The following is a 20,548-nucleotide window of genomic DNA, read 5'->3' as shown; positions in this document are numbered from 1 at the left end:
ACGTTCTGCACGAGCACGAAATCCTTCGCCTTCTCGTAGAACTTCTCGTCCGAGAGCATGCCGTACTTCACGAACAGCCCGATATCGGACCATTTCTGCTCGTAGCCTTCGCGGTCTTTGCGGAACAGCTCGGCCAGCTTGTCGGCGACCTTTTTGGTGATATACTGGTTGATTTTGCGCACCGCGCCATCGGCCTGCAGGAAGCTGCGGCTCACGTTGAGCGGAATGTCGGGCGAGTCAATCACGCCGTGCAGCAGCATCAGGAACTCGGGCACCACATCCTTCACCTCATCGGTAATGAACACCTGGCGCGAGTAGAGCTGGATTTTGTTGCGCTGAAGCTGCAACTCGTCCTTAACCTTCGGGAAGTACAGAATCCCAGTCAGGTTGAAGGGGTAATCCACGTTGAGGTGAATCCAGAACAGGGGCGGCTCCGAGAAGGGGTATAGCTCCTGGTAGAAGTTCACATAGTCCTCGTCGGTGAGGTCGGCGGGCTGCTTGGTCCAGATGGGTTTGGTCTGGTTGATGACCTCCCCTTCGAACTCAATTTCAATGGGCAGGAACTTGCAGTACTTAGTCAGAATGCCCTTCAAGCGCGCTTCCTCCAAGAACTCGTCGGAATCGTCGGCTACGTGCAATACCACATCGGTGCCGCGCTCGGCCTTGGCGTGCTCGCCTTCGGTTTCTTCGAGCGTAAACTCGGTGCTGCCATCGCAGGTCCAGTGGGCCGTCAGGGCATCTTCCTTGGACGATTTCGACCAGATTTCAACCTCTTTGGCAACCATGAACGCCGAGTAGAAACCCAGACCGAACTGCCCGATAATCTGGTCCTTGGCTTGGGCATCTGTCTCCTTATACTTCTCCACAAACTCGGTGGCTCCGGAGAAGGCAATCTGGTTGATGTACTTCTTGATTTCCTCGGCGCTCATGCCCAGGCCGTGGTCCGAAACCGTGATTTTACGGGCTTCTTTGTCCACTGTCACGCGCACTTTCAGCTCGCCCAGCTCCCCTTTGTATTCGCCCTGGCGGGCCAGGCTCTGGAGTTTCTGGGTGGCATCGACGGCGTTACTCACCAGCTCGCGCAGGAAAATTTCGTGGTCGGAGTAAAGGAATTTCTTGATGATGGGAAAGATATTCTCGGTGTGGATCGAGATGCTGCCTTTCTCTTGCATAACAGAATCAGAAAGAGTGAATGAAAACGGAACCGGCCGTTTTGCCAGCCCAAAAGCCCGCAGAACGCGCAGGGCAGTCGGCTTCAAACCCCGTTCCACTCCGATCTTGGCTGTCAGTTTGACAGCGCGGGCGCTAACTCAGGGTTGGCCGGCTGAAGCTCACGCGGGCACGGCCCGCCGATTGGCCTTCGGCCTGCCGGAGCCAGTCGAGTGCCGTAGGCACATCATCGAACACCTGGACATCAAAGGTGGGGGCGAGCTTGCTGGCGGCCGTTAGCAGGGCCTCGTGTTGCCAATCGGATTTAAGTACCAGCGCCAAGTTGCGTAGGGGTAGCGCAGAAAGCTGAAGCAGTAAATGGTATTCTATCTGCTGGTGACCCAACAATACCAGATCGGGCATGTGCTGTAAATCCAATAGGCAGTGGCTTATGCGCTGCGCTGCCACTACCGTTACCAGATAATTGAGGGCGCGCGGGGCTTGGTGAAGCGCCGCCATTAGTTGCCATTGCGCATGCACGAAACCGCTGTTTTTCTCGTGCTTAATCAGAAAAGCACTCCCAAACTTACTTGTCTCCATCACGGCCACTCAAATCAACTGCTAGTTTCCCCCTTCCCGGGGAAATATCGGAGACAATATTACGTTTTAAGCATCAAACTACAAATACAAATTGTATATGATTGCTATTACCTTGTTCGATTATGATTATTTACATAATCATCTTTACCATAGCAAGTTCCATCGCATCTAGCCCACCCAATTATAATCCAGTTGATGGAAGGTTGGTTGGGTACGTCATGCTTTGTGAGAGCCGCTAGGATGCGGTATTGCCCCACTACGGCAGATCGGCAATAGTGCCTGGGAAAAAGGAAGCAGAAATCAGCCTAGCTTCAACTTTCCTCAATTGAGAGGCCATTGGCCGGGCACCCACGCCAGGCCAACTGCAACGCCTAAACGCTAGATGAACAGGGTATCGGTGACAGAGCCGGACGGAGTGGTTGGGCGCAGGAGGGCGGCCAGGTGCCGCAACAGGTGGGAGCGTAGCTTTTTCATGAAGTCGGGAGATAAGATTTGACGTTTGCAAAGGTCGGGCCGGATAGTTGCGCTAGGATTACGCCCACGTTATGCTTTAGTGAAGCCGGCTGGTGACGAGGGATGGAGGAAGAAGGCGGAATTTTTCCGTGTACCTTTATTTCCTCAACCATTTGTTGCTGATGCGTACTCTCCGGACCCGGCTGGCCTTAGTGCTGCTCCTGTGCTTTGCGCGGGTGCTGGTGCCCGAGGCATGGGTACTGGCCCTGCACGACCACCAGCATACCGTCGACGCGCCACTGAGCGCCCATGGCCCGAGCCAACAGAAGGCCACGGTAAGCACGGTGCACCAGCATTGCGCCATCGACCACTTCTACGATGCGGCGTTTGAGTTGCCCACGCCGCCCCGCCTGCCATTGCTGGTAACCTCATATGGGGTGACCCAATCGCGGCCCGCATTTTCCGGCTGGAATCCGGCTACGCGGGCCACCGCCGATTCGCGCGGCCCTCCCCAGCAAGCGTAGCAACCCGTGGCCGCGGGCCCAGCCACTTGCTGGCCGCCGGCACCAATAGAGCTGCCCGCCATATGCGGTTCACCTGCCTAGCGGCGATGGGCCTCTTCCCCTTTTTTCATTCTGACTACGTGCCGGACCATGACGGTCCTGGGCAGCGTGCTGGCTTTACTGTCTGACGACGAAAACCAGCAGGCCTTCCCGGATGAGTTCCGCTATTCGGCACGTAGCGTGTATTTACGCTGATGACATTTCGTTTTGTACTTACCGGTGGCCTGCTGCTGAGCGCCGGGGCGGCCATTGCCCAGACCACTACATCCGCACCTACGGCCTCGCGGGCAGCTACCGCGCCCGTTACCGGCCGCATCACCGATGCCGTTTCCGGCGACGTTTTGCCCGGGGCCACCATCTATTTCCCCGACCTCAAGCAGGCCACGGCCGCTGATGAAAACGGCCAGTTCAGCTTTACGAACCTGCCCAAGGGCCGCTTCCTGATGCAGGTGCGTTTTGTGGGCTATACCGCCGTAGTTCGTACCGTAGACACGGGCGGCGGCGCGCCCCTGACTGTGGCCCTAAACCCCGCCGAAACCGAAATTGGGCAGGTGGTGGTGACGGGGGTTTCGGCCAGCACCGAGATGCGCCGGGCTTCTATTCCGACCAGCGTGGTGGACCAGACCCGCCTGCGCCAGACCTCGGCCACCAACGCCGTGGACGCCATTGCCCACACGCCCGGGCTGAGCCAGATTACCACGGGGGCCGCCATCAGCAAACCCGTTATCCGGGGGTTGGGCGCCAACCGCGTCATCACCCTGAACAACGGGGCCAAGCAGGAAGGCCAGCAGTGGGGCGACGAGCACGGCATCGAAATCGACGAGTTCAGCATCGACCGGGCCGAAATCATCAAGGGCCCCGGCTCGCTGCTTTATGGGTCCGACGGGTTGGCCGGCGTCATCAACTTTCTACCCGCCGACCCGGTAGCCGACGGCCGGATTCTGGGCGCGGTGGCCGCTACGTATCAAACCAACAACTACCAGCAGGGCTACTCGCTCTGGAATGCGGGCAACCTGAACGGCCTCAACTGGCAGGTGCGCGGCTCGGGTAAGCTGGCCGCCGATTACCGCAACGCCTACGACGGCCGGGTGTACAACTCGGGCTTTCGGGAACTGGACGGCAGCGGCTACGTGGGCCTCAACAAAAGCTGGGGCTACTCCCACCTCACCTTCAATAGCTTCAACCAGGAGCTGGGGCTGATTGAGGGCGAACGGGATTCCACTTCGGGCCAGTTTGTGCGCACCACCAGCCTGGGCGAGGAGGAAGTGGTGCCGCGCAACGGCTTTTCGGGCTACGACCTCGACGTACCCCGCCAGCAAATCAACCACCTGCGCATCGGCACCGATAACAACTTTATTCTGGGTCGCCACCGGCTCACGGCTAACATCGGCTGGCAGCAGAACCTGCGCCGGGAGTTCGGAAACCCCCTCGACGCCAACGAAACCTCCCTGTTCTTCCAGCTGCGGACCGTGGACTACGCCCTGCGCTGGTTTCTGCCCGAGCTAAACGGCTGGAACACCACGTTTGGGGTGAGTGGTATGCAGCAGGCCAACCAGAACAAGGGCGTGGAATTTCTGATTCCGGCCTACCGCCTGCTCGACGGCGGTGTGTTCGGGGTCACGAAGAAAAGCTTTGGCAAGCTGGACGTAAGCGGGGGGCTGCGCTACGACTTGCGCCATATCACGGCCGACGCGCTTTACCTCAACGCCGAGGAACAGCCGGTGCCGGCCGGGCAGGGTGAAACCAAGTTTGCGGGTTTCAGCAGCAACTTCCGCAACGTGAGTGGCAGCGTGGGCGGGGCCTACTCGCTGAGTGAGAAATGGCTGATTAAGGCCAACGCGGCCCGCGGTTTCCGGGCGCCCAACATTGCCGAGTTGGGCTCGAACGGCAAGCACGAGGGCACCGTGCGCTACGAAATCGGGGAGCCCGACCTGCGGGCCGAAACCAGCTTTCAGCTCGACGGCGGCCTGGCTTTCACCTCCGACCACGTGAGCCTCTCGGCCGACGTGTTTCGTAACCGCATCAGCAACTACATCTTCCCGCGCACCCTGGGCGCGGCGACCGGCGGCGACTCGCTCTCAGTAGAAGGCGACCAAGTGTTCCGCTACGGCCAGGGCGACGCGCGGTTGGCGGGCGGCGAAATCAGCCTCGATCTGCACCCTCACCCGCTCGACTGGCTGCACTTCGAAAACTCGTTTTCGATGGTGCGCGCCGTACAATTCGACCAACCCGCGGGCCAGCAGTACTTGCCCTTCATTCCGGCCGACCGGCTGCAATCGGAGCTGCGGGTGAACTTCCGGAAGGTGGGCGGCTCGCGGCTGCGCAACCTCTACGGCCGGGGCGCGGTGGAGCACAACTTCCAGCAAAACCGCATTTTCTCGGCCTTCGATACAGAAACCCGTACGCCCGGCTACACGCTGGTAAACCTGGGCCTGGGTTCCGAAGTGGTATCGGCCAAGGACCGTACGCTGTTTTCGCTCTACCTCACGCTCAATAACGTGTTCAACGTGGCCTACCAGAATCACTTGAGCCGCCTCAAGTATACGGCTGTAAACGAGGCTACCGGCCGCCAAGGCGTATTCAATATGGGCCGCAACCTGAGCGTGAAGCTCATCGTGCCGCTGTCGTTTAAGTAGCAAATCAACACATCACTTTATGCCCCCGGCTCGAACCCAGTTTATGCTATATTCGGGGCTCCCTCCTACCCTGTCGTTCATGCCCACTGCTGTTACTCCCCCGCCCCGTACTACCGGCCTGCTCAGTGCCATCGTGATTGTGGCTTCGTTGGGTTATTTCGTCGATATCTACGACCTGATTCTGTTCAGCATTGTGCGGGTGCAGAGCCTGAACGACTTGGGCATTACGGCCAAGGAAGCCGTAACCACCCAAGGGCTCTACCTCATCAACATGCAGATGGGCGGGATGCTGGTGGGCGGCATCCTGTGGGGAATTCTGGGCGACAAGCGCGGGCGGCTCTCGGTACTTTTCGGCTCAATTCTGATTTATTCCCTGGCCAATATTGCCAACGGCTTCGTGCAGACGCTGGAGCAGTACGCCTGGCTGCGGCTGATTGCCGGCATCGGGTTGGCCGGCGAGCTGGGCGCGGGCATAACGCTGGTGGCTGAAACCCTGCCCAAGGAAAAGCGCGGCTACGGCACCATGATTGTGGCCACCGTGGGCGTGAGCGGGGCCATGCTGGCCTACTGGGTCGGCGAGAAATTCGGCTGGCGCAACGCCTATTTCGTGGGCGGCGGCCTGGGTCTGGCGCTGCTGGCGCTCCGGGCCGGCGTGTTTGAGTCGGGCCTGTTTCAGCAAACCAAGCGCACCGACGTGGAGCGGGGCAACTTTTTTGCCCTGTTCACCAACGGGCCGCGGCTGGTACGCTACCTCAAGTGCCTGCTCATTGGTATTCCGCTCTGGTTTGTGGTAGGTATCCTGATTACCCTGGCCCCCGAGTTTGGCGAGGCCATGGGCCTGACTGGTCCCGTTACGGCCGGGCTGGGCGTGTTCTGGAGCTACTTTGGGCTGGTATTCGGCGACTTTGCCAGCGGTACCCTAAGCCAGCTGCTACGGAGCCGCAACCGAGCCTTACAGCTGTTTCTGGGCTTCTGCGCCGTGATGGTGGGCGTGTACCTGTTCGGGATTCGCGGCGCTACGCCGACCACTTACTACGTGGTGTGCTTTATTTTGGGCTTCGCGGTGGGGTTCTGGGCGTTGTTCGTGACAGTGGCGGCCGAGCAGTTTGGCACCAACCTGCGGGCCACGGTGGCCACTACTGCCCCCAACTTCTCTCGGGGCTCGGTAGTGGCGCTGGTGCCGCTGTTCCAAGCGTTGCGGGGCGAGCTGGGCATTTTGAACGGGGCCGCCGTGCTGGGGTTAAGCACGCTGGTGGTAGCCTTCTGGGCCGTGAGCACCCTGCCCGAAAGCTTCGGCAAGGACCTCGATTACGTGGAAGAATAACGGCCGCGTTTATGGCCGGGCGGAGCGGCAATCCGTATCAGGCAGCGGGCCTAACTTTTGCCCTTTCCATGAAAACACTCCTCGTAGCAACCGCTTTTACCCTGGCCCTGCTCGGCAGCCACGCTTCCAAGGCCCAGGTAACAACTGATTCCACCCAACTGCGCCAGCAAATGCAGGAGCAGCGCACCGCCGATGCTAAAGCCACGCTGGCCACCCAAAAGCAGCAGAGTGCCGCCACCCGCAGTAACGTTAACGATTCCAAATCGCAGCTCCGCGACCAGAAAAGCGCCATGCGCGAGCAGCAGCGCCAGATGAAGGCCCAGAAGATGGACCTGAAGCGCCAACGCACCGACGCCAAGGAAGCTGGCCGCCAGGAAAGCGAAGCGAAAAAAGCCCTGCGCGATGAAAAGCGCCGCGCCCGCGACGCTAAAAAGGCTGGCAACGTATAACCCGCCGGCTCCGGCGCAAATCTTAGTTCGCAAAAAACTCCGGTCAATGGCCGGAGTTTTTGCGTAACAGCTTCAACCAATTTTCACCTAACCCTCGCTCCAATGGCCGATAAACCGACTAAAAATAAACCCATGTTCTACCCGTGGCATCACTTCGTGCTGCTGCCCGCTGCCCTTATTCTGGCCGGCTACGGCATCCGGCGCTACCTCGACGTGGCCGGCAACGACTCCGAAATTTCCCGACTCTGGTTCACGGTGGCCGCGTTGGCCGTAGTCGGGTTTGGGGTGCTGCTGATGTTGCGCCAGCACTACGCCCTCACGCTCCAAGACCGCCTGCTCCGGCTGGAAGTGCGCCAGCGCTATTTTGAGGTAACCGGCCAGAGCCTGCGCCCCCTGGAAAGCCAGTTAGAACTCGGCCAGATTCTGGCCCTGCGCTTCGCCGGCGACGCCGAACTGGCCGACCTCACCCAGGCCGCCATCCGCGAAAAACTCAGCTCCAAGGACATTCAGGCCCGGATTCAGGACTTCCACTTCGATGATATGCGGGTGTGATGTGGGGGCTTTAGGAGCCAGAAGGCTTAGGGTCTTGGATTTTTTGGGCGACTTTTGCGTTTAGTCGTTTCAGCCCGGATTCCAGCCCCCGGCTGTCCGAACATAGTCCAAGAACCCAAGCCATTAACCAACCATGATTCTATACAACGTCACGACCAGCCTCGACCCGGAAATTGCGGAGAAGTGGCTGGCCTACATGCAAGAAGCGCACATGCCGGAAGTAATGGCGACTGGCTTTTTCCTCAAAAGCCAACTCTGCCGCATGCTAGACGAGGAGGAAGGCGGTATTACTTATGCCTCGCAGTACTACTGCGTGAGCCTGGAGCAGCTCCAGGAGTACCAGCGAGTAGCTGCACCCGCGCTGGTAGCCGAGATGGATAAGCATTTCGGCGGGCGCTACGCCTCCTTCCGCACTATGCTGGAAGTAGTGGGCTAAGGTTTCACTACAAAATGGAACGGGGTGAATGTAGCTGGAATGTGTTTCTGTGCTTTAGCACGTTCTCACATTCCAGCTACATTCACCCCGTTCCGTTTTGTAGTGAAACCCTATTACTCCCGCACGGCCGCTTCCACGGCGGGGTCGCAATGGAATTTTTCGATTTGTTCGGCCGTGAGGGTACCGTTGTGCCACTCGGGGTCGAGGCCGGCACCCAGCTTTTTATAGAAGCCGATGGCCGGCTCATTCCACTCCAGCACCTGCCAGCGCAGGCGGTGGGCGCCGGTGTGCCGGGCCTCGGCCACCACGGCCTCGAACAGCCGCTTGCCCAGGCCCGTGCCGCGCATGTGCTCCGTCACAACTAAGTCTTCCAGAAACAGCATCCGGCCCTTCCAGGTAGAGTAGGCCGTGTAGTAGAGCGCAATGCCCACAACCGGGCCATCGGGCACTTCCAGGGCCACGAAAAACCCAAAAATAGGTTCCGGACCGAAACCGTCGCGCTGCATGTCGGCCAGCGTATTCGTGACTTCCTGAGCGGCTTTTTCGTACTCGGCCAGTTCTTGAATCAGGGCCAACACCTGTGGTAAATCGGCCTCCCGGCCCCGGCGAATAAACATAGGTAGTAGAGGTGAGAGGTGAGAAAAAGTGAGGTAGTCCGAATGAGAGGAACCATCATACTTTCTGCCTTGGAATGATTTTCAATTACCTGATCATCCGGCCCTTCCAAGATAAGGCCCGGAATGCAAAAAGAGCGACATCCTGATCAGGATGTCGCTCTTTTTGCATTTATCGCAGAGACCGGCAACTACATTACTGGCTGCATTTTCTTGATGTCCTCGGTGGCGTTCATGGCGTTGATTTCGCGGTTGGCGGGGTCTACTTTGCCGCCGGTAGTGTCAACTGGCGCGGGGTATTCCAAGGCTTTTACAGACATTTCTTCATCCGTCTTGTAATCGGGGTTGCTGCAGGAAGCAGCGGAGAAGAGCAGCGAGCCGGCCATCAGACCGAACAGGGACATTTTTTTCATATCAGAAAGCAAAAAGACTAAGGCCATTACGCAGGTTGCGGCGGCAAAGATACGGCGCTTCATACTTAGTTGATAGTGCTTCGTGCTTAGGATGTTCTGAAATACCTAAGCGCGAAGCGCTATCAACTAAGCACGAAAACCTATTTTCCAAATGGTTTAACACCCATGTTGTAGAAGGCGAAAGACCAGATATCGGCCCACTCCTGAATCTGGAGCTTGGTGCTTTTGCCCGCGCCGTGGCCCGCGTTTACGTCCACCCGGATGAGCTGGGGGTTGGGGCCCTCGTTGGCAGCCTGTAATGCGGCGGCGAATTTGAACGAGTGAGCCGGCACCACCCGGTCGTCGTGGTCGGCGGTGGTAATCATGGTAGCGGGGTAGGCAGCAGGCTTCAGGTTGTGCAGGGGCGAGAAGCGGTAGAGGTTTTGGAACTGCTCGTAGTTGTCACTGGTGCCGTATTCGGGGGCCCAGTTCCAGCCGATGGTGAACTTCTGGTAGCGCAGCATATCCATCACGCCCACGGCCGGGAAGGCCACTTTGCACAGGTCGGGGCGCTGGGTCATGGTGGCACCCACGAGTAAACCGCCGTTGGATCCGCCGGCCATGGCCAGCTTGTCGGTGCTGGTGTAGCCCTGCACCTTCAGGTATTCGGCGGCGGCAATAAAGTCGTCGAACACGTTCTGCTTGTTGGGCGTCATGCCGGCCTGATGCCAGGCCTCGCCGTACTCGCCCCCGCCCCGCAGGTTGGGAATGGCGATGATGCCGCCATTTTCGAGCCACAGCATGCGCGCCACCGAGAAGCCGGGCGTGAGCGAGATGTTGAAGCCGCCGTAGGCGTACAGATAAGTTGGGTTCTGGCCGTCGAGCTTGAGGCCCTTTTTGTGGGTGATGAACATGGGCACCTTCGTGCCGTCTTTGCTCTGGTAGAACACCTGGGTCGTCACGTAGTCGGCCGGGTTCACGTCCACTTTCGGGGCCCGAAACACGGTGCTGGTGTTGGTGGCCAGGTCGTACTTATAAATGGTGGTGGGGTACGTGAACGAGGTGAAGGCGTAGTACACCTCCTTGGCGTTGGGCTTGCCGCCGAAGCCCGAGGCCGTGCCGATGGCCGGCAGGGCCACATCGTGCTTGAATTCGCCCTTCTCGGTGTACACCTTGATGAGGCTGCTGGCATCTTTCAGGTAAGACGCCACCAGATGGCCGCCCACCTGGTCGACGCCTTCGAGCTTCTGCTGGGTTTCGGGCAATACGGTTTTCCAGTTTTTCTCCTGGGGCTTTTTGGGGTCGATGAGCACGACGCGGTAGTTGGGCGCGGCGTTGTTGGTGAGCACGAGCAGCTTGTCGCCCACATTACCGACCACTGAGTTATTGAACTCGTAGCTCGTAATAAGCGGCGTGAACGTGCCCTCCTGCTTACGGTCGGTCAGGTCGCGCACCGAAACGCGGTTGCCGTCGGCCTTGCTGTCGGTGAGGTAGAGGGTGAGGAACCGCTCGTCGTCGGTGGTACCCACGTAACGGAAGCCCAACGGGCTTTTGGGGTCTTCGTACACCAGCCGGTCGGTGCTCTGGGGCTTGCCGAGCGTGTGGTAGTACACCTTGTGGAACTCGTTCTTGCCAGCCAGGTTGTTCTCGCCAGCCTTGGGCGCATCGTAGCGGCTGTAGAAGAAGCCATTCTTATACCAGGAGGCCCCCGATACTTTCACCCAATCCAGCTCGTCGGACAAAGGCTGGCGGGTTTTCAGGTCCATGACCTTGATTTTGTGCCAGTCGGAGCCGCCGCCGCTGGTGGCGTAGGCCAGGTAGCGGTGGTCGTGCGAGAAATAGGTACCGGCCAGGGCCGTGGTCCCGTCGGCCGAGAACTTGTTGGGGTCGAGCAGCACTTCCGGCGTGCCATCGGCGCCGGCCTGGGCATACAGCACGGCCTGGTTCTGGAGGCCGTCGTTCTTGCTGAAGTAGAGCATTTCGCCCTCCTGCTGGGGAATCCCAAATTTCTCGTAGTTCCAGAGCGTGGTGAGTCGCTCGCGGATTTTGTCGCGGAACGGAATCTGCTCCAGATAGCCAAATGTGACCTTATTTTCGGCCGTCACCCAGCTCTTGGTTTCGGGCGAATCGAGGTTTTCGAGCCAGCGGTACGGGTCGGCCACGGAGGTACCGAAGTAATCGTCCTTCTGGTCGGTTTTCTGGGTTTGGGGGTAGTTGAGCACGAATTTGGCGGCGGGGGCAGACATGGATTTAGACTCGGCCGTAGTGGCGGCCGGCATCGAAGGCTGCGAGGAGCGGCAAGCGGCCAGGCTGGCCAGCGCCAGCACGGGAATGGTGAGTTTGCGCATGATGAAGGGGGCAGGTGAGTGGCCGAAGATAGCCGACAAGTCTGGTAGATGCTGCTCCAGGTTCGGATTCTCCCCCCATATCCTAGCAGTCAGTAAGATTTCAAAGGCGGAAAGTAAGCCCTATTTATTTTATTTATAATTTTTCTAAATAACATTTATACTGTTTCTTTGTGAAAATATAGAACGATTCTAAATAAGTAAACCATGTGGAATTCACGCCCTATAGGCCTTACTGCCAGTCTGTTGTCCTGTGCCCTCACCATGCAAGCGCAGCAGCTCACGGCCATCCGGGGCCGCGTTATCACGGCCGATGGCCGCCCAGCCGAGTCGGTAACCGTGGGGTTGAAGAGCCACGGCCAGGGTGCCGTTACCAACAGCAACGGAGAATACGTCATCGAGCGGGTACGCGACGGCAAGTACGTTCTCGTGGTATCGGCCGTAGGGCTGAAAACGACGGAGCAATCTGTAACAGTTAGTGGCGGCCAGACCGCAACCTTCGATTTCACCCTCGCCGAAAACGCGGAACGGCTCAAAGAGGTCATTGTCAGTGGCAACCGAACCAATGCGTTTGCCCGCAAGCAGTCGGAGTACGTGGGCAAAATGCCGTTGAGCAACCTCGAAAACCCGCAGGTATACGCCACCGTGGGCAAGGAACTGCTAACGGAGCAGCTGGTGTTTTCAGTGGATGAGGCCACCCGCAACGCCCCGGGCCTGCAGAAAATGTGGGATGCCACGGGGCGCGGCGGCGACGGCGGCGCGTTCTACGGTAGCCAAGGCTTCATTGTGTCGAGCCAACTGCGTAACGGCGTGGCCGGCAATGTTACGAGCGACATTGATGCTATCAACCTGGAGAAGCTGGAGGTAATTAAGGGGCCGTCGGCCACCCTGTTTGGCAGCTCTCTTACTTCTTACGGGGGGCTGATAAATCGGGTAACCAAGAAACCGCTCGACACCTTCGGGGGCGAGCTGAATGTGGCGGCCGGCAGCTACGGCTTTCACCGGATAAGTGCCGACGTGAACCTGGTAGATGCTACCGCGCCCGCCAACCAGCCCAAGACGCTGGCCTTCCGCCTGAACACAGCCTACACGTACGAGGACAGCTTCCAGAACCTCGGGTACCCGGGCTTCACCAAGAACCTGGCCGTAGCCCCGAGTCTGCAGTTCCGCCCCAACGACCGGCTAACGGTGAACTTGGATGCTGAGGTGTATAAAGGTACCAACGTGGGCAAGCAGATTATCTTCTTTTATCACCCCTCGGCCGCACTGGGCTTTGACCGGGCCGACGAATCTCCGCTGAATTACCGCCAGTCGTACCAGGGAGAGGGCCTAACCCAGGATTCGCGCAGCACCAACCTGTTTGGGCAGGTGCAGTACCGGATTTCGCCCAACCTCACCTCTACCACCTTCCTGACGACCAGCCATAGCTTTTCCGATGGGTTCGGCCCCTACTTCTACTTGATGCCCGGCGACACGCTGGCGCGCGCCGACCAATCAACGGACAACAGCCGCCGCACCGTGTTCGAAGCCCAGCAGCTATTCAACGGCGACTTCCAGCTCGGGAACCTGCGCAACCGCGTGGTGGTGGGCCTGGATTTTCTGCGCATCGATTCCGACGTGAATTTCTTGGGCGGCAACATCGATAAAATCCCGCTCAACGCCTCTAGCGCTACCATCCGCAGCTTCAATGGCACGAGCGTCGCGGCCCGCTACGCGGCTTCGGCTCCGGGCAACTACCTCGTCACTACTAAAACCAACACCTACAGTGCATTCGTGTCGGATGTGCTGAACCTGACCGACCAGCTGAGCGTGCTGGCCGCCCTGCGCGTCGACCACTTCGACAATAAGGGAGGCATCTTCTACTCGCCCGTACAGGCGTACTCGCAAACGACCTTTTCGCCGAAATTCGGGGCGGTATATCAGCCCGTGAAGGACCGGGTGAGCCTGTTTGCCAACTACCAGAACAGCTTCAACAACTTAGGCGTTTACCTGAACACTGCTGGCAGCAGCCTCGTGGCCCGGCCCGAGCGGGCCAACCAATGGGAAGGCGGCGTGAAGCTGGATGCCGCCGGAGGCCGCCTTAGCGCCACGGTCAGCTACTACGATATCCATGTGAAGGACCGGCTGCGCATCATCAATTACAACTCGGACTTCCAGGCCATCAGCGCCCAGGATGCCAACCAGCAGAGCCGGGGCGTAGAAGTAAGCGTAGTTGCCAATCCGCTGCAAGGATTCAACATGGTGGGCGGCTTTGCTTACAACAACTCGAAGTTTGAAACCGAGGATGAAACCGTGAACGGCCGCCGGCCCAATACCGCCTCCTCGCCCATCGTGGCCAATGCCTGGCTGAGCTACCGCCAGCCGGCAGGTGTATTGCGCGGCCTGGGGGCCGGCTTCGGCGGCAACTACGCCAGCGAGAACCGGGTTCAAAATACCTCGACCAACGTGTTCACGCTGCCCAGCTACACTATTCTGAACGCCTCAGTCTTCTACGACCAGCCCAGGTACCGACTCTCTGCCAAGGTGGACAACCTCACGGACAAGCAGTACTGGGTGGGCTATACTACGATGAACCCCCAGAAGCTGCGTAGCATCGTTGGCAGCGTCGCCTACAAGTTTTAGCGCCATGGGGGCGCCGCACCAGCCTTCCCAACCTACCCCCGCGGTCGGTCCGGTCTGGAACTGTGCCGGCTGCCGGCTCTGCCACCTGACGCCAGGGCGGCAATTGTGCCGGCTGCGGCACCTGCTGCGCTGGCTGGAAGCCCAGCCAGACTCCTGCCCATCCGCTTCTCTTCCTCCCCGCCAGGGCGGGGGAGCCAATCTATCCGAATCATGACGTTCAAGAAAATCAGCGGCAAGCTGCATCTGTGGCTGGGGCTGGCCTCGGGGCTGGTGGTGTTCGTGGTGAGCCTGACGGGCGCTATTTTCGTGTTTCAGGACGACATCCGGGACCTAACGGAGCCCTGGCGCAAGGTGGAAGTCCAGGCCACGGCGCCGGTGTTGCCCTCGCAGCTGCAGGCGGCGGCCCTGGCCAAGCACCCCGGCATAGGTGCCGAAACGACCTGGGTCACGTATTTCGGGCCGGAGCGGGCGGCTACCGTGTTTTTCACCGATAAGGTCGGCGCCCCCATTCAGGTGTACCTGAACCCCTACACCGGCCGCGTGCTGCACGAGCTGGATTTGCGCACGCACTTCTTTACCATCGTGCAGGAAATCCACATGCACCTGCTGCTGCCCGAGGCGGTGGCAAAATGGGTGGTGGGCGGCGGCGTCAGCATTTTCGTGCTGCTGCTGTTCACGGGCCTGGTGCTGTGGTGGCCCAAGCGCAAGCAGGAGCGCAAGCAGCGGTTCACCATCAAGTGGGGAGCCCGCTGGCGCCGCGTCAACTACGATTTGCACAACGTGCTGGGCTTTTACGCGGCCAGCATCGGGCTGGTATTGGCGCTGTCGGGCCTGTTTATGCTCTACCCCTGGCTGCTGGAGCCGCTGGTGCTGGCCGTGGATAGCGGCCAGCCGGCCCCGCAGGAAATCATGAAAACCAAGCTCGACACCCTGCAGCCCGCCACCGCCGTCCCTCAACCGCTGCCCGATATCGTGTACCGGACTGCGCGCCGCCTCTCCCCCGAACACGAGATGATTTTGCTGGGGCCCACCGGCACGGGCCAGGACCCCGCGTTCTGCTGGACCTATCAGAAAGCCCTGCACTACTACCACCGCGACGAGTACGCCTTCCACCCGGTGTCGGGCCAGCTGCTGGAAACCCGCTTCCACGCCACCAAAAGCGCCGGCACCAAGCTTTCCGACATGAATTACGACCTGCACGTAGGCCAGATTCTGGGCTTCGGCGGTAAAATTGTGGCGTTTCTGGTAAGCTTGATCTGTGCCAGCCTGCCCGTCACCGGCACCATCGTGTGGTGGGGCCGTCGCAATAAAACCCGCAAGAAGCAGCCACGACTACAGGCGGTGTAGGTTTGGCAGATTTGCCCAAGTATAAAAAAGGCCGTCATGCTGAGCTTGTCGAAGCATGACGGCCTGTTAGCTTCTGATTTCTCCCCTACTGCATCCGGCCTATCTTCGGAATCACCTGAATCAGGAAGCGCTTGTTGTCGCCTTCGCGGCGGCCCTGGTAGCGGCCGGTGCCGTAGAAGCCGCTGCCCCCGATGATGAGCTCGATGTTGCGGTCCTGGCCGAAATCGAGGCCGTTTTGCTTCCAGAAATTAAGCAGGCTCAGGGCCCGGCGGTAGCTGAGCTGGTAGGTGGTCTGCTCCTCACGGGCGTTGCGCGGGTCGCCGGCGGGGTAGCGGGCGGCCATGCCCTCCACAATCACGAGGTAGCGCACGGGCTGGTCGGTTTTGATGCTTTTAAGCACCGTGCGCAACGTGCGGCCGGCTTGCAACAGGGCGGGCTTATAGGCGTCCTGGATTTCGTCGCGGCCGGCTTTGAACTGCACCGGCACCAGCAACTCGTGCCGCTCATTGCGGGGGTCGTAGCGAAAGTATTTGCCTTCGAGCTGCTCCAACGAGCGGCGAATCTTGGTAATCTGCTCCAGCTCGGCGGCCTTGGCTTTCAGTTCCCCGTTGGCCTGCTTGAGCTCCCCCTCGCGGTCCTTGAACAGCTTGAAGCTGTACACGAACAGCACCAGCATCACCACGAACAAGGACGTCATCAGGTCCACGTAGCTGGGCCAGAAGAAGTCGTTGTGTTGGCGTTTGTTGGAGGTGGGGTTGTTCATTTAGCGCTGCAACGTAAAATACATGTTTTATAGTAATTACCAGCTATACACTGGGATACCCGAATATCAGATATATTATTAATCTGAAAATAAAGTATCCTAATAACCATTTCAATATATTTAATAACAGGTTAATAGTTGGCGAGTAGATTTTTATCTTTTTATGAGTGAGCTTCAATTTTTTAGCTTCTACCTTCAGTAGCGATATCACCTCTTCACTTTCCGAATTGCTCTTAATGAACTGGATGACCTTATTTCTAAAATTATCTGATACAAGATTATTTTCTATCAGCGCTATGTCAGATAATAGTTCTGATATAACTTGCCAGTCATCGTCATTTATTACGTTTATATCTTTTTCTCTCCTATCTCTAATCCATAAATCTAAATCGCCTTTATACTTTTTATATACCAAAAACTTTTGTGTAGTTATCATCATTAATTTATATAAAATTCTGTCAATCAATTATACAACCACTGCACCCCGATTCCATAACATAGTTAGGTGTGCTACACTGGCTTCACGCCCCCAAACAGCTTGTCCATGAACCGCTGAAAGCTATTCTTGGCGGTGGCTTTTACCAGCACCGTGTTCAGGTTGGAAATTTCGGCGAGTAGCTTGGCCTGAATCTGGGAATCCAGCTCCACTTTGCGGAGTAGCTCGCGCTGAGTGGCGGTTACGTCGCGGCTCAGGTCGGCCTGCTGGGCGTTGAGGTTCTGGAAGGGTTCCAGCTGCTTGAGTAGCTTCTCGAACACGTTGTCGGCGTTGAGCTGCTGGTAGTACTGCTGCCACTTCTCGTAGGCCAGCTGGGCCTGGCGCTCGTTCTGGGCCTGGCGCTGGGTCAGGATGTCAGCCAGGTTGACGCCCGCCTGGTCGATGTGCTGCTCGGCCCGGTCGCGCAGGTTGCGCAGCTCGGTCTGATGCTTCTGGAAGAAATCCAGCATCAGCTGCACCGAGTTGTTGTTGCCGCCCACGTACTGGCCCAGGTCGTTGATGCCCTTCTCGAAGCCCCGCAGCCGGTCGAGAATCCCGTTCACGCTCTGGGCCGACTGGTAGCCGGTATCGAGCATCTGGTTGAGCTTCTGCTGATAGCCGGTGAAGGCAGCAAACATGTCGGCCGACTCGCGCACCTTCTCGAACACGGCAATATTGGCGGCGGCCATCTTATCATAGCCAATAGTGTCGAGGCGCTGCAAAAAGTCGCTCTGCACTCGGATGTTCTCCGTCACCTTGTCCATGAGCGGATTGAACAAATCCACTTGGCCTACGAATTGCTGGTTGAAGGCATCGAGCACCGATTTGAGGTTGCTCAGGCTACCGGCCATATCGGAGTGCAGAATGGGCAGCAGCCGCACCTGGAGCACGGTGTAATACTGGTTCTGGCGGCCGTCGAGCTGGCGGCGGGCCTCGCGCAGCAACCCGTTGCCGAGCAGCGTGAGCAGCAGCCCCACGAACGAGCCGGTCATGGCAATCAGCACCCCAGTCAGAAAGGGCGTCAGCGCGTTTTCGTCCGACACGCCGTTGCGGGCAATGCCCACCAGGCCCAGAATCACGCCCAGAAACGTACCCAGCAAACCCAGGTACAGGGGCGTCGAGACGTTGGCCTGCACCTCGTTATCGAGCACCTGGCTACGGCGTTCCGAAATGTCCTTCAGAATCCCGAAATCGGCCGCCGCGCCCTTGTTGTGGCGCAGGTAGTCGTTGGTATCGAGCAGAATTTCCTCGAACTCAGTGGAGGCGTTATCGGCCTTGAGCAGGGTGGCCGAATAAGCCTCGGGGGGCGCGTCGGCGGCGTATTCGGGCAGGTCGCGGCCGTCGGGCAGCACAAGGCGCTGCTCCACGCGCAGGGTTTCGCGGGGCGGATACAGCTGGCCGAGCTGGCGGGTTTTGGCGCGGGTTTGCAGAAACGTGCGAATCTGCAGGCCCACCACCACGACCACGACCAGTATTTCGAGGGCAATTTCAAGCATAGAACCGTAAATAACGCTATTACTGCACTGTCATCCTGACGAAGGAAGGATCTTATCTCGCTCAAACTGCCGTCGTACTAACGGGTCGTTTGCACGTGAAAAGATCCTTCCTTCGTCAGGATGACAGTTCTGTTAGCCAGTGGAAAGCGGCTACTCGAACCGGATGGCCGCTTTCTGCTCAATCTGCCAGCTGCCGGCCACTTTGCGCAGCACGCCTTCCTCGTCCGTCACGATGCGGGTTACCGGGCTGCTGGGCTGCTGGTAGCGACAGGCCTCGCGCAAGGAATATTGGGCGCTCTGGATGGCGTAAGCGTGGATGGCGGGGTTGGGCGTGACGTTGAACGTAGCCAGCTCGGGCCACTGCGGGTCGAAGTGGATTTCGTAGATGCTGTCGTGCTGAGGCTCGTCGGAAAGGTCGTACTCGCTGAACGCTCCGTTCACCGGCACCTTCACGTAGCGCGTGAACTGAGCCGGGCCGGCCAGCTCCACCTGCGCAGCCATCGGTACCGGCTCCGAAGTGGCCAGCGCGGTAGAAGGCAACTGCACGGGCGGCACCAGACTCTCAAACTCGTCGCGGGGCGAGGCCGTGGGCGAACCTGCTGGAGTAGCCGCTGGTGGTGCGGCTACTTCGGAAAGCTTGGCCGGTACCTCAGCGACCCGCTTTGCGGGCGCAGCGGGCGGCGTGGGGCGTGGGGCCGCGGCCACCGGAGCCGAGGTGGTTGAGCCGGTCGGCTGACGACGGTTCTGGTCCAATGCTTCGGCCACGCGCTGGGTCACTAGTTTTTCCACTTCGCGGCGCTGGGCGGGCGTGAGGTGGTCGGCGGCGGCAGTTGCGGCGGCGGGGCCACCGCCCATTTTCACGGCGTCGATATCGGTGCGGTGCCGGCCTACGCGGTCGGCTAGGGCGCTTACTTTACGGTTAAGCAGCCAGAACAACACCAGCGCCAGCAGCCCCAGAATCAGGGCCAGCGGGGCAAACAGCTTATCCATCACGCTCTCCCCCACCCCGCTGGCAGCCGGCGCGGCCCCGCCCAATCCCGCTTCGGCCGGACCAGCATCGGCGGGCGCGGCGGCGGTGGTTTCATCGAGGTCGGCGGTGGTATCGAGGGTTTCGGGGGCCGGTTCGGCCCCGGCGAGGTTACCGATGGGCGTGCCGCTGTTCACGTAACTGTTGAGGGCCGTCTCGAGGGTCGTGAGACGCTGCATGCGGGCCGGGTCGGCACGGCGGGCGGCGGATGATTTCAGCCGGGCCACGATTTCCGACGTCAGCTTTTGCAGCCGCGACTCGTTACTGCCGAGGCCCTTGTACATGGTACCCCGGCCTTCCAGCGGCTGGTAGAGCAGGCTGTACACCTTCTGGCTGTCGGCCTTGATGCTGTTCTCGAAAGCCTTGAGCGAACTGCCGCAGTTGAGCTTGTCCGTGAGGTTGCCACGGCCGTTGTCGTCGTACACGTAGCGCACGGCGGCGCACCACACCTGCACCTTCTGCTCATCGAGCGTGGGCTGGCCGGGGGCGGTTTGGGCATGGCTGCCGGCTGCCAGCAGCAGCAGACCGGTGAGCAGAGAAGCAGCGCGGCGGGAAAGGGTCATAGGAAGAGTAGTTGGAAGTTCGGCTAAGCTAAAGCTAAAAACTAGTTCCCCTCCTTGGAAAGGAGGGGCTAGGGGTGGTTGATGCTGGTCGAACGAGTACTAGAGCTAATAACCAACGAGTCGTTCCAACGAATCAACCACCCCTAGCCCCTCCTTTTCCAAGGAGGGGAACTAGCTTCTAGTTTTTAGTCTGGTTTGTAACATTCGTATTCAGAAAAGCAGCTTCAATAGCTGCCAGTATGCTTTCCGGATGGCTCCAGAAGTCTTTGTTCTCAAATCGTATTACACGTAACCCCTGGGCTTCCAGATATTGCGTGCGGTCCACGTCCCGCGCATTACCGACTGCATCGTAGTGCCCGGCGCCATCGAGTTCCACTACGAGCTTTTCCGCCGGACAGTAAAAATCCACGATGTACGGTCCTACGCTGTGTTGCCGCCGAAACTTACGCCTACCTAGTTGGCTGCGCTGCAAATAAGTCCATAAAGAAGCTTCGGCCGGCGTTAGGCAGTTGCGCAACTCACGGTGTTGCTCCTTCTTATGAACAAGGTTATGTTTACGTTCTTCGTGTTCAGCCATATAGACCAAAACTAAGACTAGAAACTAGCTCCCCTCCTTGGAAAAGAGGGGCTGGGGGTGGTTGATGCTAGGGCGAGTTCTCAATCAGCAGTAGCTTTACGCATGAATGCAGACCGCACGTTATTAACTGATGCGCAGTGGGCGCGCTTAGCACCTTTGCTGCCC

Annotated in this window: 17 protein-coding genes; 8 read left to right on the top strand and 9 right to left on the bottom strand. The window is 58.9% G+C overall.

What is annotated here, in order from left to right; translation table 11 throughout:
- Both htpG and CDA63_RS18640 read right to left on the bottom strand, forming a co-directional pair.
- On the bottom strand, positions 1–1,172 hold a 1,172-nt coding region (htpG, locus tag CDA63_RS18645; protein WP_088465972.1), incomplete at its 3' end, for a molecular chaperone HtpG.
- A gap of 133 nt (positions 1,173–1,305) precedes the next feature.
- The gene (locus CDA63_RS18640) at positions 1,306–1,749 is read right to left on the bottom strand and encodes an STAS/SEC14 domain-containing protein (RefSeq protein WP_088465971.1); all 444 of its coding nucleotides are present in this window, start codon (positions 1,747–1,749) and stop codon (positions 1,306–1,308) included.
- Between the two features lie 635 nt (positions 1,750–2,384).
- Here CDA63_RS18640 and CDA63_RS18635 point away from each other — a divergent pair.
- The 6 genes from CDA63_RS18635 to CDA63_RS18610 all read left to right on the top strand — a co-directional run bounded on the left by CDA63_RS18635 (position 2,385) and on the right by CDA63_RS18610 (position 8,162).
- Complete coding sequence (locus CDA63_RS18635) at positions 2,385–2,726, top strand: hypothetical protein (protein WP_126546950.1); 342 nt, start codon at positions 2,385–2,387, stop codon at positions 2,724–2,726.
- Between the two features lie 233 nt (positions 2,727–2,959).
- A complete protein-coding gene (locus CDA63_RS18630) occupies positions 2,960–5,401 on the top strand; it encodes a TonB-dependent receptor (RefSeq protein WP_088465969.1) in 2,442 nt (813 codons plus the stop codon).
- A gap of 79 nt (positions 5,402–5,480) precedes the next feature.
- Positions 5,481–6,725, top strand: coding sequence for an MFS transporter (locus CDA63_RS18625; RefSeq protein ID WP_088465968.1), 1,245 nt, complete (start codon positions 5,481–5,483; stop codon positions 6,723–6,725).
- A 68-nt stretch (positions 6,726–6,793) separates the two neighbouring features.
- The gene (locus CDA63_RS18620; RefSeq protein WP_088465967.1) at positions 6,794–7,174 is read left to right on the top strand and encodes a hypothetical protein; all 381 of its coding nucleotides are present in this window, start codon (positions 6,794–6,796) and stop codon (positions 7,172–7,174) included.
- Positions 7,175–7,276: 102 nt separating this feature from the next.
- On the top strand, positions 7,277–7,726 hold the full coding sequence (locus tag CDA63_RS18615) for a DUF6526 family protein (RefSeq protein ID WP_088465966.1): 450 nt from the start codon (positions 7,277–7,279) through the stop codon (positions 7,724–7,726).
- A gap of 133 nt (positions 7,727–7,859) precedes the next feature.
- On the top strand, positions 7,860–8,162 hold the full coding sequence (locus CDA63_RS18610) for a DUF4286 family protein (RefSeq protein ID WP_088465965.1): 303 nt from the start codon (positions 7,860–7,862) through the stop codon (positions 8,160–8,162).
- A gap of 113 nt (positions 8,163–8,275) precedes the next feature.
- Here CDA63_RS18610 and CDA63_RS18605 read toward each other — a convergent pair whose 3' ends face one another.
- From CDA63_RS18605 to CDA63_RS18595, 3 genes are all read right to left on the bottom strand, one after another.
- Positions 8,276–8,779, bottom strand: coding sequence for a GNAT family N-acetyltransferase (locus tag CDA63_RS18605; RefSeq protein ID WP_088465964.1), 504 nt, complete (start codon positions 8,777–8,779; stop codon positions 8,276–8,278).
- A 188-nt stretch (positions 8,780–8,967) separates the two neighbouring features.
- Positions 8,968–9,189: a hypothetical protein gene (locus tag CDA63_RS18600; protein ID WP_088465963.1), complete on the bottom strand. Its 222-nt coding sequence runs from the start codon at positions 9,187–9,189 to the stop codon at positions 8,968–8,970.
- A 140-nt stretch (positions 9,190–9,329) separates the two neighbouring features.
- The gene (locus tag CDA63_RS18595; RefSeq protein WP_088465973.1) at positions 9,330–11,516 is read right to left on the bottom strand and encodes a prolyl oligopeptidase family serine peptidase; all 2,187 of its coding nucleotides are present in this window, start codon (positions 11,514–11,516) and stop codon (positions 9,330–9,332) included.
- A gap of 243 nt (positions 11,517–11,759) precedes the next feature.
- Between CDA63_RS18595 and CDA63_RS18590 the strand changes: the two genes are divergently transcribed.
- Complete coding sequence (locus tag CDA63_RS18590) at positions 11,760–14,135, top strand: TonB-dependent receptor (protein WP_242434749.1); 2,376 nt, start codon at positions 11,760–11,762, stop codon at positions 14,133–14,135.
- 210 nt (positions 14,136–14,345) lie between these two features.
- A complete protein-coding gene (locus tag CDA63_RS18585; RefSeq protein ID WP_088465961.1) occupies positions 14,346–15,482 on the top strand; it encodes a PepSY-associated TM helix domain-containing protein in 1,137 nt (378 codons plus the stop codon).
- A gap of 85 nt (positions 15,483–15,567) precedes the next feature.
- Here the strand turns inward: CDA63_RS18585 and CDA63_RS18580 are convergent, their stop codons facing one another.
- The 4 genes from CDA63_RS18580 to CDA63_RS18560 all read right to left on the bottom strand — a co-directional run bounded on the left by CDA63_RS18580 (position 15,568) and on the right by CDA63_RS18560 (position 20,383).
- Positions 15,568–16,245 carry a hypothetical protein gene (locus CDA63_RS18580; RefSeq protein WP_088465960.1) on the bottom strand — a complete coding sequence of 226 codons (678 nt, stop codon included), beginning with the start codon at positions 16,243–16,245 and terminating at the stop codon, positions 15,568–15,570.
- A 510-nt stretch (positions 16,246–16,755) separates the two neighbouring features.
- On the bottom strand, positions 16,756–18,216 hold the full coding sequence (locus CDA63_RS18570) for a hypothetical protein (protein WP_088465958.1): 1,461 nt from the start codon (positions 18,214–18,216) through the stop codon (positions 16,756–16,758).
- Between the two features lie 150 nt (positions 18,217–18,366).
- Positions 18,367–19,806, bottom strand: coding sequence for a hypothetical protein (locus CDA63_RS18565; protein WP_088465957.1), 1,440 nt, complete (start codon positions 19,804–19,806; stop codon positions 18,367–18,369).
- Positions 19,807–19,984: 178 nt separating this feature from the next.
- A complete protein-coding gene (locus tag CDA63_RS18560; protein ID WP_088465956.1) occupies positions 19,985–20,383 on the bottom strand; it encodes an endonuclease domain-containing protein in 399 nt (132 codons plus the stop codon).
- Positions 20,384–20,548: the final 165 nt, after the last annotated feature.

The organism is Hymenobacter amundsenii, from assembly GCF_002204745.1.
In the GTDB taxonomy this organism is placed as follows: domain Bacteria; phylum Bacteroidota; class Bacteroidia; order Cytophagales; family Hymenobacteraceae; genus Hymenobacter; species Hymenobacter amundsenii.
Note: the sequence above shows the minus strand (reverse complement) of the source record. Positions and strands in the feature narration are given on the sequence as shown.

Excerpts from the sequence above, each read along its gene's own strand:
- CDA63_RS18640 (WP_088465971.1), bottom strand. The coding sequence starts at position 1,749 with ATGGAGACAAGTAAGTTTGGGAGTGCTTTTCTGATTAAGCACGAGAAA.
- CDA63_RS18635 (WP_126546950.1), top strand. The coding sequence starts at position 2,385 with ATGCGTACTCTCCGGACCCGGCTGGCCTTAGTGCTGCTCCTGTGCTTT.
- CDA63_RS18630 (WP_088465969.1), top strand. The coding sequence starts at position 2,960 with ATGACATTTCGTTTTGTACTTACCGGTGGCCTGCTGCTGAGCGCCGGG.
- CDA63_RS18625 (WP_088465968.1), top strand. The coding sequence starts at position 5,481 with ATGCCCACTGCTGTTACTCCCCCGCCCCGTACTACCGGCCTGCTCAGT.
- CDA63_RS18620 (WP_088465967.1), top strand. The coding sequence starts at position 6,794 with ATGAAAACACTCCTCGTAGCAACCGCTTTTACCCTGGCCCTGCTCGGC.
- CDA63_RS18615 (WP_088465966.1), top strand. The coding sequence starts at position 7,277 with ATGGCCGATAAACCGACTAAAAATAAACCCATGTTCTACCCGTGGCAT.
- CDA63_RS18610 (WP_088465965.1), top strand. The coding sequence starts at position 7,860 with ATGATTCTATACAACGTCACGACCAGCCTCGACCCGGAAATTGCGGAG.
- CDA63_RS18605 (WP_088465964.1), bottom strand. The coding sequence starts at position 8,779 with ATGTTTATTCGCCGGGGCCGGGAGGCCGATTTACCACAGGTGTTGGCC.
- CDA63_RS18600 (WP_088465963.1), bottom strand. The coding sequence starts at position 9,189 with ATGAAAAAAATGTCCCTGTTCGGTCTGATGGCCGGCTCGCTGCTCTTC.
- CDA63_RS18595 (WP_088465973.1), bottom strand. The coding sequence starts at position 11,516 with ATGCGCAAACTCACCATTCCCGTGCTGGCGCTGGCCAGCCTGGCCGCT.
- CDA63_RS18585 (WP_088465961.1), top strand. The coding sequence starts at position 14,346 with ATGACGTTCAAGAAAATCAGCGGCAAGCTGCATCTGTGGCTGGGGCTG.
- CDA63_RS18580 (WP_088465960.1), bottom strand. The coding sequence starts at position 16,245 with ATGAACAACCCCACCTCCAACAAACGCCAACACAACGACTTCTTCTGG.
- CDA63_RS18570 (WP_088465958.1), bottom strand. The coding sequence starts at position 18,216 with ATGCTTGAAATTGCCCTCGAAATACTGGTCGTGGTCGTGGTGGTGGGC.
- CDA63_RS18565 (WP_088465957.1), bottom strand. The coding sequence starts at position 19,806 with ATGACCCTTTCCCGCCGCGCTGCTTCTCTGCTCACCGGTCTGCTGCTG.
- CDA63_RS18560 (WP_088465956.1), bottom strand. The coding sequence starts at position 20,383 with ATGGCTGAACACGAAGAACGTAAACATAACCTTGTTCATAAGAAGGAG.